The organism is Methylophilus sp. (assembly GCF_008015755.1).
GTDB lineage: Bacteria > Pseudomonadota > Gammaproteobacteria > Burkholderiales > Methylophilaceae > Methylophilus.
In genome coordinates, this window is sequence record NZ_SSGF01000003.1 from 1 (window position 1) to 15,982 (window position 15,982).

Sequence of the window (15,982 nt, forward strand, 5' to 3'; positions counted from 1 at the left end):
CCAAATTGATTTGGAGTTTTGGTTAATTAAGTGATCGGATCAGGTTGTATTTGTAGCAGCCTGATCATTAGCATAAATGTTTCATGATTCCATTGAGGAGAATATCGTGAATAGATCTAAGAATCATAAAAATGAAGCTAAGCAATGCAGTGATTGCATTGATAAAGAACCAGTAATTACTACTGCACTTTCAGAGGGTACATTGACAACCTCTTTATCTACTGTAGATCAAGCAAGATTTCGTATTCCATCCATGGATTGTGCTTCTGAGGAAGCTGAGATTAGACGTGCGCTTGCAAAGATTGATGCAATCAAAAGCTTAAGATTTAATTTGGGCGCACGTGAACTGATCATAGATGCAGATGCGAATAGCATCCCATTAGCTATGGAGGCAATCAAGAAATCAGGTTTTGAAACTGAATTAATCCTTGATGAGAAAAACTCTGAAGTCATTACAGCGTCTCCAAAAGGATTTTGGAGCAGTTGGGGCAAACCAATTGCCGGCTTGGTTTTGGCAGTAGCAGCCGAAGTCCTGGAGTTTGCATTTACAGGTACCCAAGAAATTCGATATCTTGGAATGGCTTTGGCTGGTCTCTCAATCGCTTTGACAGGGTTAGATGTTTATATAAAAGGACTCAAAGCATTTAATGATGGACGTTTAAACATCAATGCATTAATGACCATTGCTGTCACCGGTGCATTTTTCATTGGTCAATGGCCTGAGGCTGCAATGGTGATGGCGCTCTATGCAATCGCAGAAGCTATCGAAGCTAAGGCTGTAGATAGAGCACGGAACGCAATTAAGAGCTTGATGGAATTAACCCCAGAAGATGCTGAGGTTTTGCAATCGGATGGGGCATGGAAGCGTGAATTGGTCAAAGATATTCCAATTGATGCAAAAGTGCGTATTCGACCAGGTGAACGTATCCCGCTAGATGGCATTGTGATTTCCGGGCAGAGTGCTATAGACCAATCTCCTGTTACCGGCGAAAGCCTACCAGTGGATAAGTCTCCAAATGATCAAGTGTTTGCCGGAACTATCAACCAAGCGGCTGAATTAGAGATTCGAATCACTGCCCTTTCTTCGAACAGCACAATATCCAGAATCATCAATGCGGTTGAGCAAGCCCAAGGTTCCCGGGCGCCGACACAGAGATTTGTAGATTCCTTTGCGGCGATCTATACACCCGCGGTTTTTGTTCTTGCGCTAATCGTGGCTCTCTGGATGCCATTCTTACTGGAATGGACCTGGATGAAGTCTATTTATAAAGCACTTGTATTACTGGTGATTGCTTGCCCGTGTGCGTTGGTGATATCGACGCCTGTTACGGTAGTAAGTGGCCTTGCAGCAGCAGCGAGAAGAGGCATACTCATCAAAGGTGGAGTTTATCTTGAAGAGGCCCGTAAGATAAAAGCGGTTGCGCTAGACAAGACAGGAACGATTACTGAAGGAAAACCCAAGCTATCTAGCTTTGATGTATTTGATGTGCAGTCTAATCCCACTGAGTTAAAAAGTATTGCCTATAGTTTGGCATCTCGGTCAGATCACCCCGTGTCAAAAGCAATTGCTGAGGGCTTATCTGGGCAAACTAAGGATGTGAAGAATTTCAAAGCTGTTGCTGGACGTGGAGTACAGGCCAAAATTGGAAACAGTACCTTTTTCTTGGGAAACCATCGCTGGATTGAGGAGATGAACCTTTGCTCCTCCGAATTGGAAATGCAATTAGCCAAACTAGAAAATGCCGGTCGCACGGTTAGCTTACTGGCCACATTCGAAAAAGTGCTGGCAGTTTGCTCGGTAGCGGATACGATCAAGTCCTCTTCAAAAGAAGCTGTTTCAGATCTCATACGACTTGGAGTCACACCTGTCATGCTAACAGGGGATAATCTGGCCACCGCTAAAACGGTAGGTATCCAAGCTGGCATCAATGAAGTCAAAGGTAATCTATTACCAGAAGATAAATTAAAGGAAATTGAATTTCTTCAGAAACAATTCGGTGTGACTGCCATGACCGGCGATGGGATCAATGATGCGCCATCATTAGCACGAGCTGATATTGGTTTTGCGATGGGAGCAGCTGGGACACACACTGCGATGGAAGCAGCAGATGTTTTGGTAATGAATGATGATCTACGTAGGTTGCCTGAAACAATTCGCCTCTCAAAACAAACGCATGCCATTCTTTGGCAGAACATTGCTCTAGCCTTGGGCATCAAGTTTGTATTTTTATATCTTGCCTTATTTGACAATGCATCTATGTGGATGGCTGTCTTTGCTGATATGGGTGCAAGTTTGCTAGTGGTATTTAATGGTTTGAGATTGATTTACTTCAATCGGCAATCAAGAACCTAATACAAATAAACAGCTTTTATTTTAGGAGGTCTAAATTGATACTTAAGAAATTAGATGCTGAACTTAACTTTCACCAAGCAGCACTGCGCGTACGCAACCAGCGCCAAGAATTACTCGCATCAAATATCGCCAACGCTGACACGCCCCAATACAAAGCGCGTGACATTGACTTTCAATCTGCAATGCAGTCAGCGCTTCAACAAAGTGCTGGAGTTGGTCCTGCAACACAACCTGCAAGTGAAATGCAGCAAACCAATAATGCTCATATGAATGGTAATGCTGGCAATGGTTACCCCGGATCAGGTGACGTATTATTCCGATCATTGAGACAAGGATCCGTAGATGGCAATACCGTTGATATGGACGTAGAGCGAAACGCTTATGTAGATAATGGAATTCGCTACGAAGCAAGTCTCACGATGATGACTGATAAAATCAAAGAGGTGATGGCGGCTATTAACGGGCAAGATAAATAACAGTCACTATGGCATTATGCTGAGTCGAAATACTAATCTATGACCATACATCCTGATGCAATTTATGCGATATTAGCTGCCATTCTTTTTGGCTTGGCAACCCCCGTCGCCAAGCTTTTGATTAGTGATGTTTCACCACAAATGCTCGCCGGTTTATTGTATGCAGGTAGTGGACTTGGCCTTTTTCTGCTGTATGGCTTCACTCGATTATTTCTAGGCGATAATCATGAGCGCCTGCCTATCCAGGCACCGGATTTACCATGGTTATTAGGTGCAATAGTATGTGGAGGTGTGCTTGGACCAGTCTTACTTATGCAAGGATTGCTATCCACACTTGCTTCGATGGCGTCACTATTACTCAATCTTGAAAGCGTCCTGACTGCACTACTAGCCTGGTTCATATTCAAGGAGCATTTTGATCGTCGTATCTTGATTGGGATGGTCAGTATTGTATGTGGCAGCCTATTGTTATCATGGCCTAAGCATTTGAATACTGCTTTTCCTTGGGGTGCGGTGGCGATCGCAGGTGCCTGTGCGTGTTGGGCAATTGACAACAATCTCACGAGAAAAATATCGGCCAATGATGCTCTACAAATTGCTTGTATCAAAGGTTTGGTAGCTGGTTTTGTGAATCTGGCAATCGCATTAAGCCTTGGTAAAGCATTGCCTGATTTTTCTGCGGGAGTAAGTGCGGCTATTATCGGCTTCTTGGGTTACGGAGTCAGCCTGGTATTGTTTGTCATTTCTTTGCGCCACATTGGTACGGCCAGGACAGGAGCATATTTTTCTGCTGCTCCCTTTGCTGGCGTAATCTGTTCTTTTCTATTACTACATGAGCAGCCAGATGGCTTGTTCTGGGCAGCAATGGTCTTGATGATCATCGGTGTATGGCTTCATTTAACCGAACATCATGCTCACCTACATTATCACAGGGAATTACGTCATCAACATATTCACTCTCATGACGAACACCATCAACATACACATGATTTTGATTGGGATGGATCGGAGCCTCATGTGCACCCGCATGAACATATGGCATTAAGTCACAGTCACCAGCATTTCCCTGATTTGCATCACCAACATAAGCATTAATTTTTGTGGGATATACCCTTCCCAAGACCAAGTTATGCTCATGTCACTCGGCCAGCTTATGGTTTCATTTCCGTCTCGTGGCAATTTTATGCTTCTCTCAAGCGAGTGATAATTATCTCAATTAAGTTTGAATGAGCCTTTTCTAAAATATTATCGTAAGATGTATGGTGAGAACCCTAAAAAACATTAGATCGTCAAAAATTTGAAGAATATAATAATTCTCATAATTTTACTCGCTGATCCAGTTGTATTTTTGATCCGCACGCTTATTGATTCACTAGATCTAGCGCTATCAAAAGTCAAAAATCGTGTTTTGGTTTTCCTACAAATTACATATTTATGCCTTTTGCCTTTACTCATTAGTAGATTCAGAGTCGGGGTGATGTCTTTTGAAGAAGTTTGCCCAACCTGGAAAGTGATTCAGAATAAGCGTACCAAAAATCAGGCAGGCGGTTAGGCAAGCGAGCAGATACATACCGAAGGCACTCGCCATTCCAACAGCAGCCGTTGCCCACAATGTCGCAGCTGTGGTCAATCCTTGAATCCGGCCTCGTACCTGTAGGATAACTCCCGCTCCGATGAAACCCATACCTGAAACGACTTGCGCAGCGATTCGGGTGTCTACACCAGGAATGTGGTTGGATACGATGCTGAAGGCACAGGAGCCTACTGCAACTGCCATGTAGGTTCGAACGCCGGCATCTCGATTATGGCTTTCTCGTTCCCAGCCGATAAGGCCACCTAGCACGGCAGCCAGTAAAATGCGGAAGGTCAGCAATAGTTCGGTATCCCAATCCATTATCTGCCCCTCCACTTGTGCGGCCAGCTAGTTCGCTTTCCTTGGTTGTTGGAGTTGTTTGGCGCGTATTCTGAATGCATCAAAAGTCTCGTTTCGTCTAATTGATAAAGCAGAGCTACATTAACATTTCAATGGTGAGCAGCAAGATGAAGCCCAAGAAAAACATCGCTGTCTGGAAACTGGTTTCGGGTACTTCATGAGCCTCAACAAGCAATTCTTCTGTGACCAGATACAGCAGGGCAGCAAGGCTAAATGCTAAGATTGCATCCACTACGGTGTCACTCGCAAAAACGAGCAAGGCACTGCCGGCAAGTGCTCCGATGAGTAATATCAGAGAGAATCCGATAGACACCATGAGGGTGTTCTTGCGACTATTTCCGGCTTGAGCTAATGCTAATGCCCCTGACAATCCAAGAAATAGAACTTCAAGGGTAAGTGCTATGGTCAGCAGCAAGCCCTGCTTTTGGCCGGCAGCAAACCCTAACCCCACTAACAAACCATCCAAGGCCACATCAATGCCAAGAATTGCGATCAGGCTAGTTGGAGTAGTCGCGATACTGATTGTGTTTTGCCCTAATTTCTCGGCAAAGTGCTTAACTGCCAGCATGATCATCACCCCCAAGGTGAATCCAATTAGAGTAATCCAGGGAAGCTTTCGGTGCATTAGGTCCGGCAGGAGCTCAGTTGCTAGGGCGCAAAAAAGCAAGCCAGCAGCAAAGTGCTGTATAGCACTAACAGTCCCCGGTTTCAACGGCCGCCACAGCGCAATCAACCCTCCAAAGATTACGGCCAATGCAGGATAAAAAGCAAATGTGAGAATGCTAAACGCCGCCTGCATAGAAAGTTATCTCCTATCTAATTTAGTAATACATCCAGAGAATGATCATAGTTTTCGTTGTAAGTTTTAAAACAATAAGCTTTATTACCCAAACCCTAAGGTTAAATTACTCAGGTGAAGTTTGTTTCGGTTTGGCTTGTTTTCGAACCATCCCTCTAGCATGGGCAGCACCAGCCGCCTCGACTACACCATCCGGATTACCGTCTAAATCTAATCGGTTTGCTCCTTCTTTGCATGCTTGCCAGTAGCGTGAACTTTTACACCAAGTTTTAATAGCCAGCTGTAGGTCTTCCTTTGAAATGCCAATCTCTTCGGATCGTGCTTGAAGGTCTTCTAGAACCCCAATCTTCAAAGGTACTTTAGGTATCGGGTTTTTAGGGAATGCTTTGGGGTAAAACTTCTGAAGTTTGCCTATGATCAAAACCACAGGATCTACTCGAGCAGTGTTCTTGGGTTTAGCTGGCTTTGCTGGCTGCTTTTGTTTAATTTCTTCCGCAAGCTGCTTTTTGAGTTCGGCGAGTTTTTCTAGGCCCATGGTAATAAATGCGGTTGGTTGTTTTTCTTAAGACGAATTTTCTAACAGATAGTTATATACATGCAATCGATTTGAGAGGGGGTAACCGAACATCATGCTCACCTACATCATCACAGGGAATTACGTCATCAACATATTCACTCTCATGACGAACACCATCAACATACACATGATTTTGATTGGGATGGATCGGAGCCTCATATGCACCCGCATGAACATATGGCATTAAATCACAGTCACCAGCATTTCCCTGATTTACATCACCAGCATAAGCACTAGGGTTTGGTGGGACACACCCGAAGTTACATGCTACGAAGGTAGATGGTTTGCAAAACTTTAGCAACCTTACCAACTTATAGTGACGCTGAATCTTGAGGTAAGTTTCTGACGACAACAAATATTTCAACCCTCAAAATTTGGCCACATTGGACTTCAGCCGTTCTGTTTTAGAAATTATGATGTGTCTAGCAGAGCGGCTGAAGTCCAGTTACCCGATATCCAATAGCCCTGCAGATAAAAGGGCTTGGTAGGTTTTTAATATTTCCTCATCATTCAAGAGGTTGGCTGAATTCGCAATTAATTGTAACGAGGGATCATTTGCCGCATTCAGTCCCATGAGTTTTTGCCGCGCCACCTTTACACTCACTCCCTTCATTAGAGTATTCGCTAAATTGAAACTTGGCACCTTTGGTTCAACCTGCTTAGTATCTTTGGCACCTACTGTCTGGAGCGCTTTTAGATATGCTCTCTTCGCCATAAAGCCCTCACTCTTCGTAAAAGAGTCATTGTCTTCATCTAGTACCTCTCTATCAGGCAGCTTTATCACCTGATGTGATACCGCTTTAGCTATATTGAATAACTGCTCAATAGATTGCTTTGATTGTTTAGTCATAACGATTCCTGTAACCCTAACTTGTCATACTTACGCCTAATTGCCTTTAAGGCACTTGCATACTGTACGGGTGTTAATTCCATTAGCTTCTGTATTTCTGCGGGCTGCAAATTGTCCATTTGATAAGTCAAAATTTCCATGGACCTTTCATCCCCCTCAAATAACTGTTTGAGTGCTTGCAGTGTTTGGTTGGCAATCATCTCTTCTTCAGGTGTGCCAATCCTGCTGTCCAGCATATCCATCAGTTCTATAGCATCCTCACTATCTAATGGATGTATCGTGTTCTCCAAGGGGTCTGATTTACGCCTCTTAATAAAAGCATCCACAACACTTTCCATTGCATGATAAATAAAGACCTCCATCGGCAACTCTCTTCGACATCTCCGCCTACCCTCAAGAGCTCTGCAGATCACGATATGTAAAAGATCAGCACCCTCAATTGGCAAACCTCTGCATAGGTTATTTGCTGTCTTACCAAGCTTTATCCATTGAGCTTCAGTAAAAGCGTCAAAGCCTACCTTTATTTCAGATATGGTTAAAAAATCTTCTAAATTTTTATCGCTCAGCGCCAATTTATGTTCCATAGAATGTATGGCTCTAAAAACCCCAGTCGCAGACAAAAAAATATTCTTTTTTTAAATGTCTGAATGCCATCCTTTCGTAGCCCTTTCAATTATGCAGTATATGAATATAGTTTTTAACGGAGAACATCATGAGTGAAATTGAAAAAGAATCACAAGCAGACAAAGCAAAGGGCCACGAAATTACAATCATCGTAAATGCTACCCAGCATACAGTAGAAGACAAAGATCTAACCTATTTAGAGGTGGTTCAACTAGGCTTCCCTGGTGCGGTTGTTGGTAGCAATGTAATCTACACCGTCACATACAGAAAAGGCCCCTCCTCTAATCAACAAGGATCTATGGATGTTGGCGATACAGTTAAAGCAAAGAAAGGCATGGTATTCAATGTCACACCAACTGATAAATCATAGTCCCGACCTAAAAAGGTTACGTGATGAAGGATATGAGGTTCAAATAAAATCAGGCCACTTATTGATTTCAGGCGTACCTTATATTAACTCGAACCGAGAACTGAAGTATGGCACTTTGGTTTCGACCCTTCATCTTGCGGGCAATGTCACAACCAAGCCTGACACCCATGTGGGAATGTTTAAAGGTGACTACCCTTGCCACAAAGATGGGTCACCTATCGAAGGCTTTAGACACGCATCCCACAATCAAACCTTGGCAGAAGGTGTTGAAATAAACCATTCATTTTCTAGTAAACCTCGTGATGGCTTCGGCTATCCCAATTACTACGAAAAAATGAAACGCTATATCGACATCATTTCAGCACCAACTGGATTGAGTGCATGTACGTTTAAGACTATTGAATCGGTCGATTCTGAATCCGTTTTTCACTATCTAGACTCATGGTCTAGCAGAGCTGGTATTTCAACAATAAACGATAAATTCAAACATAAAAAGATCGCGATTATTGGGCTTGGCGGCACTGGATCATATGTATTGGATTTAGTAGCTAAAACACCTGTGGCTGAAATTCATTTATATGATGGCGATAAATTTCTACAGCACAATGCCTTTCGGGCGCCAGGTGCAGTTAGTCTTGAGCAGTTAAATGCACAAAGCTTCAAAGTAGATCACTTCAGAAGCATCTATTCAAATATGCATAAAAACATAATTGCGCATTCTGAATATCTCAATGAGTCCAACATCAATGAGTTACCTGACTTTGATTTCGTTTTCATATGCATTGATAAGGGAGAGATTAAAAAACTGCTTATCGCAAAACTTGAAGGTGACGGTACATCTTTTATAGATGTTGGAATTGGTGTGCAAGCAATAAACGATGCCTTAATTGCTACAGTACGTGTCACAACAAGCACCCAGACCAAACGTGACCACGTTGCTAGAAAAGTATCGCTCCATGACAGGGATGATGATGAGTATGCACAGAATATTCAGATCGCGGATTTGAACTCATTAAACGCATCACTTGCAGTCATTAAATGGAAAAAACTCAGTGGTTTTTACCATGATCACGAAAACGAGCATCATTCGACTTACACAGTCGATACAAACTTGTACTTAAGTGAATGTGAAAATGAAAACTAAATTTCTTAAACCAGAGTTCGTAGAGTTTATGCCTCCCTCTTTAGAAGAGGGAGTCATTTACGTTTCCATGGCGTATGGAACAGCGATTCATAGCTGTTGTTGTGGCTGCGGAGAAAAAGTCGTGACACCACTATCCCCCACTGACTGGAAGCTAATGTTTGACGGTGAGAATGTTTCGTTACATCCTTCAATCGGGAATTGGAGCTTTCCTTGTCAATCCCATTACTGGATCAAAAATGGCAGCATCAAATGGTCTGGGAAATTTACCAAAGAAGAAATCGACGAAGTAAGGAAAAGAGACAAATACGCAAAATCTCAGCACTACAAGGTTGCCGATATGCAAGAGAATCATCGTCCGAACTCTAACGCTCAGCCCGAGAAGATCGATCAGAATTTAATCATCACTCTTTTCAGAAAAATATCTCGCTTTTTTCAATAACCCTAAGAACAAGTTATCGCTCCAAACGAATAACTTGTTCTTACTGAAAATTCTTCGAACTGATCCAAACTCATCGAATTTGTTGCGCTTGTTACAAAAAAGATACATTTTTCTAAAAGATTATTAGCGGAATCTTTTAAAGATCGAATAAACATCTGCCTAAAATGCAAATGAACGCACTTCTTAGCCGATATCTTCCAAAATCCACCTTAACTACACCAATAATCTTCCGCACGCGCCATAAGGCAACGCCTAAAGATTAAGCGCCATTCGCAGCCATCGAAGTCATCGCATTCACAAGGTCCCGTTATTGACAACCAAAATTGTCAAAGAGATAATTTGCAAACAATATAGATACTTAAGTCGAGATTGATAGCAATCTCTATTTTTTTGCGTGATTATTTAATAACAACAAGAAACCTTTATCTCATCTAAGGTTTCAAATTAAAACATAGTTATTAAACTTTACAGATTAAGCGTCGTTATCATGCTTAAATATTGGAGTTAACCATGTCTAATCTAGGTTTATTCGTTCTTGAAGTAGCAAAGAGTGAAAGCAAAACCGTTCCGATGCCTGAAGATAAAGCACAGGAAATTCGAAACAATCTTTCTAATCAGATTTCGACCAAAATTGAAGAAATTCGTAATGAACAAAGACGGGCTGTAGAAGAGTCATTAAATATTACAGTCTTTTGATTTTTATTGGATAATAGAGCCGTCATAGGACGGCTTTTTTATGGATCCAAGAATAACAATTCACAATATCACGGACTATAATTCTCTTCTGAGTATTGTATATTCAGAACTTGAGTCCATTTCACGCCGTAAACCTCAACAATCTGTTGACACTCAAAATCCATTACTAAAATGCTGTGAAGCGCTTTTTCAGGCTGGCGCAATAACCATAATGGCTCAACACAAAGTGCTTGATCCAGATTTTCTAGCAGAATATAGCTCGTACTACAGCAAGCAATTCAATGAAGTCAGTCGCTACTGTACAAGACTGCACTTCTTCAAAGAGTCTAAAGCCACCGAGTTAACCCAACTGGAATATATTGACTCGACACCACCTGAACATTATTTAGGTTTTATTACTCTCAGACCAGTTATTACGAGTCCAGTAGGTGCGACAATCTTAAGCTCAGAAGTCGTACCTGGATTTATACGAAGCGCCGATAAATTTCCTGTGCATATTATGGGCAGAGAATTGTCTGTCTTCGGAACACCATTTATGCAGCAAGATAATGCTGTAGGCGCATGTGCTCAAGCCTCCATTTGGATGGCCCTAAGAACACTCCGTAAACGGGAAGGTGATCGAGCTCACGATCCCGCACAAATTACAGATGCTGCTACTCGCTATAACGCCAACGGACGTATCAAACCGAATCGCCAAGGATTAACTCAGATTCAAATGATGGAAGCGATTAGGTCAGCAGGTTATTCTCCACATTCTATTTGGTTAGGGCAGTGGCATAACCAAAGCCTAGATGCCATGAATCCTGCTGATGTTCAAACAGCAAAACGAACTATCCACCCATACATTGAATCTGAAATACCAGTCGTTTTACTACTAATCCATAAAATTGGCGGACATGCAGTTGTTGCAGTTGGCCATACATGGAATGCCAACACCACAGAATTCCAGACGGTAGAGGTCTCAAATTCAGCAAGCCTAGATTTAAGGTTAGTACATGCTTCGAGTTGGATTCCAGACTTCATTATCAATAATGATAATTCTGGTCCATACATGCCGTTTCCTTCTTCATCTGGAGGTGGCACAGGTTACTCAATGGAACAAATGGTGTACGCATTGCCATTGTTACCAGCTGATGTTTTCATGTCTGGTGAGGAGGCGTTAAGTATTGGTTTAACTGTCGTTTCAGATATATATGAAGGCTTTGCTACCGCTGCAGATAAAGAAGCACTCGAACTGTCCGCATCAGATATTGCTATTAGAGTTCTATTAGTTGAAAAACGGAAACTCAGAACCTGGGCAACAACAACAACTATGCCAAAAGAGCTGCAAGACGAACTTAGGACGATGCATCTTCCTAAGCGAGTATGGATACTTGAGCTACACTTAAAAGCTGTTTACGGTGCCCACGATAAAGAAAACATAGTCCCTAGTTTAGTAGCATTCGCGTTAATCGACCCAACGGGCGACACAGTTGCGAACTCCATATTAATGTTCTATCTAAACAAAAACTATCCCTTAGATATCATCGAGGTTGGCACATTCCTTCAGTTCCAAGATGGCTTGGTGAAGTCGGGCACTCAAACCACTGATAACACTCCTTTGGAGCCAATCAGGGGCCGGACGCCCTAATGATCATTTAATGTAGCAAAGACTTCTTCAAAATATGCAGCAAGATACATGCGAATGTATAACGACAGATCGTAAATAATTGGAAGCTCTATGCCACATAATCAAAGCTCCAGGCAATAGAAGTTTGCAACTGCTATCAGTTAGGATGTGAGAGTGAAATCATTTCATAATGGTTACTCTTCAAATCTTTTAAGATCCGCCATAATCCTAGAAATCAAATCTAACGCAGAATTATCTTTGTCAGTTGATAAGTAAGTCTGAAACAATAAAGAGACGGGATGCAGACCAACGACTTCAGACAATTCATCTAACTTTTCCAAACTAATTGAAACCTTACCCCGCTCAATATAGCTAATGTAAGACCTTGAGCTAACCTGCTCAAAATCGTCTTGTACCAACTTCGCACTCTTTCTTGCTTTTGCGAAAGTTTTCCCAAATGCTTGTTTAATATCCACAGCAAACTTCCAGTCAAAAGGAAGCTTGAATATTTGCTTACCGACCAATATATAACCACGCAATATATTGGTCATTTAGGAGTGGGCCATGTATTTATACTATTAATGGCAAGCTGTTATATTTAAAGAATTAGTATATCTTTGAATAACATACTGAGATAATGAACGATATATTGTTCATAATATTGTGTTTGACCTCATGTTCATTGCCAACAAAGACAACTTCATTCCTTCATTTTGGGAGGATTCATTTAACTTCTCTGGTGTGGAACTTATTTCGTTTTCGCCCTGGTTTATGTGCGAGGTACCTCAATTTGAAAAGGGCTCTGTGGAGGCGACTTTCAGATCGACTCACCTAATTGGTGATGTAATTAATCTTCATCATTTTGCAAGCATGAATGAGATTGAGAAGACTTACATTGTAACCCCAGCTAATTTGAATAAGACTGAAAGCTGGTCTATTCAAAGGCTGAGGTCGATTTCAAAAGCGATCTACCAAATTGAAGATTACGCGAATATTATTTACCGATTTGAAACTGAAATCGGTAAGTTTTTAGATTACGATCTTGGTGGGTTTGGTGGAGATTTACTAAATCTTAAATTCGATACAATCTTAAAGTTCAGCTAAGTGGTTATTAGTGCGCTCAATCTTCTACACGCCTTAAGGGAACAAAAATGAAGAAAGTCCCAATCAAAACTGGATCTGATGCAGACTTTTTCAAAAGAGGGGTTCTCATTTCTAGAGCGTTAGATGCAAGTAAGCCAGCCCCCAGTAAACTAATTCTAACGTTTGAAGATCCAAGTGACCTTATAAAACTAATTTCCGGTGCAAGATTAAATTTATTCAGAGCTATCAAGAAAGAACCTGGGTCAATTACTGCTCTAGCAAAAAGACTTAAGCGAAATAGAAGCACTGTAAAGCGCGATATTGATGCTATGCAAGCTGCAGGCATGATCATCGTAACAGAAAAAGTCCACCCGGGTCTCAGGCGTATTAAAGTGGTATGCGCTGTTGTCGAACAAGTGACCCTTGAATGCAGATTCACATGAAAGCGCACTCTACGCAAATAACTATACATTTTGAAAGCGACACTGAGACCTCAGTTAGCTTGGAAACAGCTAATGCGCTCATGACAATCACTGGTACAACATCTATTGAAGCGTTGATTCAGTTAGTACTCATTAGCTTAAGAAATTCGTTAAAAATTGCATACTCTTCTGATCACGGCCTGCCAACTGCCGATCAATTGGCGGCAATAGCCCGATTATCCCCACAAGATCTGGAGCTCAAATTAATTTCAAGTTTGTTTAATGAGTCTTCAGAAGATCAACAAATAAACACTGATCAAACAGATCTCGCCATGTTGATATCAATGGTTACCGAAGAAAATAAGCACGCTAAAATTGACCTTTAAGAGAGCGTTGGCAGAGAAAATCAGTAAGTTTTATCTTCCATCACGAGCTGATCCGGATTACTGTCGACCGCATTCAGGAGTTTCCAGTTAATTCGCATACAACAAAAAAGTAGTGGCTTATCAAGATATGGACTACATTTATTGTAAAGCATGGTAAAAAGCAAAATGCCGGAGTTTGACCGCAAGGTGCTGGAGGTGCTGCGCGAGCCACTCGAAAACGGCAGCATCACCATTTCACGTGCCGCCAGGCAAGCCACTTTCCCGGCACAATTTCAGTTGATTGCCGCCATGAATCCCTGCCCATGTGGTTATTTTGGTCATTACAACCAGCGCTGTCGCTGCACGCCAGAGCAAATCTTGCGTTACAAAAACAAACTCTCAGGCCCGCTACTAGACCGCATTGATATGAATATCGACGTCCCCGCACTCAAGCCAGAGGAGCTGAGCCATCACCAGCCCAGTGAAGGCAGTGCGACGATGCGCGCACGCGTCATGCAGGCGCGACAACGGCAAATGCAACGCCAGCACAAACCCAACGCGACGCTAGGTCCGCTAGAAATCGCCAATGTTTGCCAACTCGGCGAACAGGCAAGCCAGTTACTCCAAACGGCCATGCAAAAATTTTCGCTCTCTGCGCGTAGCTATCACCGCATTCTCAAAGTTGGCAGAACCATTGCTGACCTGGCCGGGACAACACAGATCAGCGATGCACATATTGCAGAAGCGTTACAATATCGACGTTATGACTACTGAAGAAGGTAAAGCCATGCGTTTATATGATGTGAGTATCGCGCCATTGCTGCGTAATTTGCAAAACCTGAAACACATTTTGCAACAAGGCGAACTTTACGCCGAGCAAAAGAAAGTCGCCCCTGAGGTGCTACTCAATAGCCGTTTATCTGTCGATATGTACCCGCTCACCAAGCAGGTGCAACTGGTCAGTGACATGAGCAAAGGCGCAGGCGCCAGGCTGGCAGGGCTGGAGATTCCACAATATGCCGACGATGAAACCAGCTTTGAGATGCTGTATGCCAGAATGGATAAAACCATCGCCTTTCTGGAGCAGATTCAGCCCGCACAGCTTGCAGGCGCAGAGGACAAAGAAGTGGTGCTGACGATCCGCAAAGTAGATTTAACGTTTAGCGGTCTTGATTACCTGCAAAAATGGGTCATGCCCAATGTCTATTTTCATACCACCACGGCTTATAACATCTTACGCCACCTGGGTGCGCCGCTGGGCAAAACCGAATATCTCGGCCAAAAGCGCTAAGTACTCAAGTGCGCTTGCGCCAATAGCCAACCACTCCAGGCGCCGACTGCAGCATTGCTTGTCGGCGCAGTGTTTCATAGGCCTCAGCCTCTGAAACGCCTTGCTCATGTGCCATACGTTGCGCTTGCTTCGTGGCTTCAGCAACCCAGGCAGGGTTCTCCTGATACCCCCTATCCTGCATGCAGCGATCCAGCACACGCGACTGCCTAGCCGCTTTTTCAAGCTTTTGAAACGGCAAGACTTCAGGCAACTCCGCCGCCGCCTTGCTGGCAATCAAATCACACTGATTCACCACCTGCGACACCTCATTATGGCTAGTAGCGGAACTGACTTCTGTTAATGATTGCCAATACCAGAACCCGGCATAACCAAGCAACAACACCCCCAGCACCGCGAACACTCTTGATGTTTTCATTCACCTATCCTCACGCTCAGTGCCTTAATTGTGCGCCATTTCATGGCAGATGAATAGCAAGGTGACTGTCATCTAAAAAGTGTATTGACTTCATTAAAGCGTCACACAAGCTGATTAACATAGTTTTAATCAAACACAGCACACATGGCTGCCATAAACCTGCGTGCAAGACTCAAGAAGGGAGTAAGCATGACGTTAATACAGTTATATACGCAAACAAACAAAGGACGAATCATGAGCGAATGGCAAGACGAGCCACTGACCTACACCGCCAGCATGCCTGAGCTGATGACAGCGCAGGACATTATGTACCTGGCAGAGGACATTGTGGCTGATAACAATATTCAAGCGATTTACAAGCCAGCAGAACTCTCTCTGGAAGTGGTCTAATCCAAGCACTGTGGCCCGGCTACTAGCCGCAGCTGATCTGTACCACATTCACGTATCACTTCTGCCATATCCCCGTGGGCTCACGTTTAGACCATGCCTAGACACTGCCTCTATGTTTACCTAAAATAAGCCTTCGACCATCACCA

21 protein-coding genes are annotated in these 15,982 nt (G+C 42.9%); 14 read left to right on the top strand and 7 right to left on the bottom strand.

Annotation, left to right across the window (positions count from 1 at the left end):
* Window positions 1-106 precede the first annotated feature (106 nt).
* The 3 genes from E6Q52_RS00920 to E6Q52_RS00930 are packed head-to-tail and all read left to right on the top strand — an operon-like array spanning window position 107 to window position 3,924.
* Window positions 107-2,353 carry a cation-translocating P-type ATPase gene (locus tag E6Q52_RS00920; RefSeq protein ID WP_232411215.1) on the top strand — a complete coding sequence of 749 codons (2,247 nt, stop codon included), beginning with the start codon at window positions 107-109 and terminating at the stop codon, window positions 2,351-2,353.
* 35 nt (window positions 2,354-2,388) lie between these two features.
* Window positions 2,389-2,829: a flagellar basal body rod protein FlgB gene (gene flgB, locus E6Q52_RS00925; protein ID WP_019880941.1), complete on the top strand. Its 441-nt coding sequence runs from the start codon at window positions 2,389-2,391 to the stop codon at window positions 2,827-2,829.
* Window positions 2,830-2,868: 39 nt separating this feature from the next.
* Window positions 2,869-3,924 (top strand): DMT family transporter, encoded by a 1,056-nt coding sequence (locus E6Q52_RS00930; RefSeq protein ID WP_019880940.1) that lies wholly within the window; start codon window positions 2,869-2,871, stop codon window positions 3,922-3,924.
* Between the two features lie 352 nt (window positions 3,925-4,276).
* On the opposite strand, the gene E6Q52_RS00935 is transcribed toward E6Q52_RS00930, so the two are convergent.
* The 5 genes from E6Q52_RS00935 to E6Q52_RS00955 form a co-directional block, all read right to left on the bottom strand.
* Complete coding sequence (locus E6Q52_RS00935) at window positions 4,277-4,723, bottom strand: MgtC/SapB family protein (protein WP_231587210.1); 447 nt, start codon at window positions 4,721-4,723, stop codon at window positions 4,277-4,279.
* A gap of 115 nt (window positions 4,724-4,838) precedes the next feature.
* Window positions 4,839-5,561 carry a ZIP family metal transporter gene (locus tag E6Q52_RS00940; RefSeq protein WP_019880938.1) on the bottom strand — a complete coding sequence of 241 codons (723 nt, stop codon included), beginning with the start codon at window positions 5,559-5,561 and terminating at the stop codon, window positions 4,839-4,841.
* A gap of 106 nt (window positions 5,562-5,667) precedes the next feature.
* Window positions 5,668-6,096, bottom strand: coding sequence for a ProQ/FinO family protein (locus E6Q52_RS00945; protein WP_019880937.1), 429 nt, complete (start codon window positions 6,094-6,096; stop codon window positions 5,668-5,670).
* Between the two features lie 487 nt (window positions 6,097-6,583).
* Window positions 6,584-6,988 carry a hypothetical protein gene (locus E6Q52_RS00950; protein WP_019880936.1) on the bottom strand — a complete coding sequence of 135 codons (405 nt, stop codon included), beginning with the start codon at window positions 6,986-6,988 and terminating at the stop codon, window positions 6,584-6,586.
* Window positions 6,985-7,572 (bottom strand): sigma-70 family RNA polymerase sigma factor, encoded by a 588-nt coding sequence (locus E6Q52_RS00955; RefSeq protein WP_019880933.1) that lies wholly within the window; start codon window positions 7,570-7,572, stop codon window positions 6,985-6,987. The genes E6Q52_RS00950 and E6Q52_RS00955 overlap by 4 nt, the downstream gene beginning before the upstream one ends.
* A gap of 128 nt (window positions 7,573-7,700) precedes the next feature.
* Here E6Q52_RS00955 and E6Q52_RS00960 point away from each other — a divergent pair, with 128 nt between their 5' ends.
* The 5 genes from E6Q52_RS00960 (at window position 7,701) to E6Q52_RS00980 (ending at window position 11,891) form a co-directional block, all read left to right on the top strand.
* Window positions 7,701-7,982 (top strand): multiubiquitin domain-containing protein, encoded by a 282-nt coding sequence (locus tag E6Q52_RS00960; protein ID WP_019880932.1) that lies wholly within the window; start codon window positions 7,701-7,703, stop codon window positions 7,980-7,982.
* Window positions 7,957-9,126, top strand: coding sequence for a ThiF family adenylyltransferase (locus E6Q52_RS00965; protein WP_019880931.1), 1,170 nt, complete (start codon window positions 7,957-7,959; stop codon window positions 9,124-9,126). Before E6Q52_RS00960 ends, E6Q52_RS00965 begins: the two co-directional genes overlap by 26 nt.
* Complete coding sequence (locus E6Q52_RS00970; RefSeq protein ID WP_019880930.1) at window positions 9,116-9,565, top strand: DUF6527 family protein; 450 nt, start codon at window positions 9,116-9,118, stop codon at window positions 9,563-9,565. The genes E6Q52_RS00965 and E6Q52_RS00970 overlap by 11 nt, the downstream gene beginning before the upstream one ends.
* A gap of 510 nt (window positions 9,566-10,075) precedes the next feature.
* The gene (locus tag E6Q52_RS00975; RefSeq protein ID WP_019880929.1) at window positions 10,076-10,261 is read left to right on the top strand and encodes a hypothetical protein; all 186 of its coding nucleotides are present in this window, start codon (window positions 10,076-10,078) and stop codon (window positions 10,259-10,261) included.
* Window positions 10,262-10,301: 40 nt separating this feature from the next.
* Complete coding sequence (locus E6Q52_RS00980) at window positions 10,302-11,891, top strand: hypothetical protein (RefSeq protein ID WP_019880928.1); 1,590 nt, start codon at window positions 10,302-10,304, stop codon at window positions 11,889-11,891.
* A 173-nt stretch (window positions 11,892-12,064) separates the two neighbouring features.
* On the opposite strand, the gene E6Q52_RS00985 is transcribed toward E6Q52_RS00980, so the two are convergent.
* Complete coding sequence (locus tag E6Q52_RS00985; protein ID WP_019880927.1) at window positions 12,065-12,421, bottom strand: helix-turn-helix transcriptional regulator; 357 nt, start codon at window positions 12,419-12,421, stop codon at window positions 12,065-12,067.
* 124 nt (window positions 12,422-12,545) lie between these two features.
* Here E6Q52_RS00985 and E6Q52_RS00990 point away from each other — a divergent pair, with 124 nt between their 5' ends.
* From E6Q52_RS00990 to E6Q52_RS01010, 5 genes are all read left to right on the top strand, one after another.
* Window positions 12,546-12,974: a hypothetical protein gene (locus tag E6Q52_RS00990; protein ID WP_019880926.1), complete on the top strand. Its 429-nt coding sequence runs from the start codon at window positions 12,546-12,548 to the stop codon at window positions 12,972-12,974.
* A gap of 47 nt (window positions 12,975-13,021) precedes the next feature.
* Window positions 13,022-13,396, top strand: coding sequence for an HTH domain-containing protein (locus tag E6Q52_RS00995; RefSeq protein ID WP_019880925.1), 375 nt, complete (start codon window positions 13,022-13,024; stop codon window positions 13,394-13,396).
* Window positions 13,393-13,761 (top strand): hypothetical protein, encoded by a 369-nt coding sequence (locus E6Q52_RS01000; protein ID WP_019880923.1) that lies wholly within the window; start codon window positions 13,393-13,395, stop codon window positions 13,759-13,761. The genes E6Q52_RS00995 and E6Q52_RS01000 overlap by 4 nt, the downstream gene beginning before the upstream one ends.
* A 150-nt stretch (window positions 13,762-13,911) precedes the next feature.
* Window positions 13,912-14,514, top strand: a complete 603-nt coding sequence (locus tag E6Q52_RS01005) for an ATP-binding protein (RefSeq protein ID WP_367124663.1) — start codon at window positions 13,912-13,914, stop codon at window positions 14,512-14,514.
* A gap of 13 nt (window positions 14,515-14,527) precedes the next feature.
* Entirely contained in the window at window positions 14,528-15,031 is a 504-nt protein-coding gene (locus E6Q52_RS01010) for a DUF1993 family protein (protein ID WP_292817475.1), read from the top strand.
* A gap of 4 nt (window positions 15,032-15,035) precedes the next feature.
* Here the strand turns inward: E6Q52_RS01010 and E6Q52_RS01015 are convergent, their stop codons facing one another.
* Window positions 15,036-15,446, bottom strand: coding sequence for a hypothetical protein (locus tag E6Q52_RS01015; RefSeq protein ID WP_292817477.1), 411 nt, complete (start codon window positions 15,444-15,446; stop codon window positions 15,036-15,038).
* Between the two features lie 234 nt (window positions 15,447-15,680).
* Between E6Q52_RS01015 and E6Q52_RS01020 the strand changes: the two genes are divergently transcribed.
* Window positions 15,681-15,836, top strand: a complete 156-nt coding sequence (locus E6Q52_RS01020; RefSeq protein WP_019880917.1) for a hypothetical protein — start codon at window positions 15,681-15,683, stop codon at window positions 15,834-15,836.
* The last annotated feature ends 146 nt before the right edge of the window (window positions 15,837-15,982 follow it).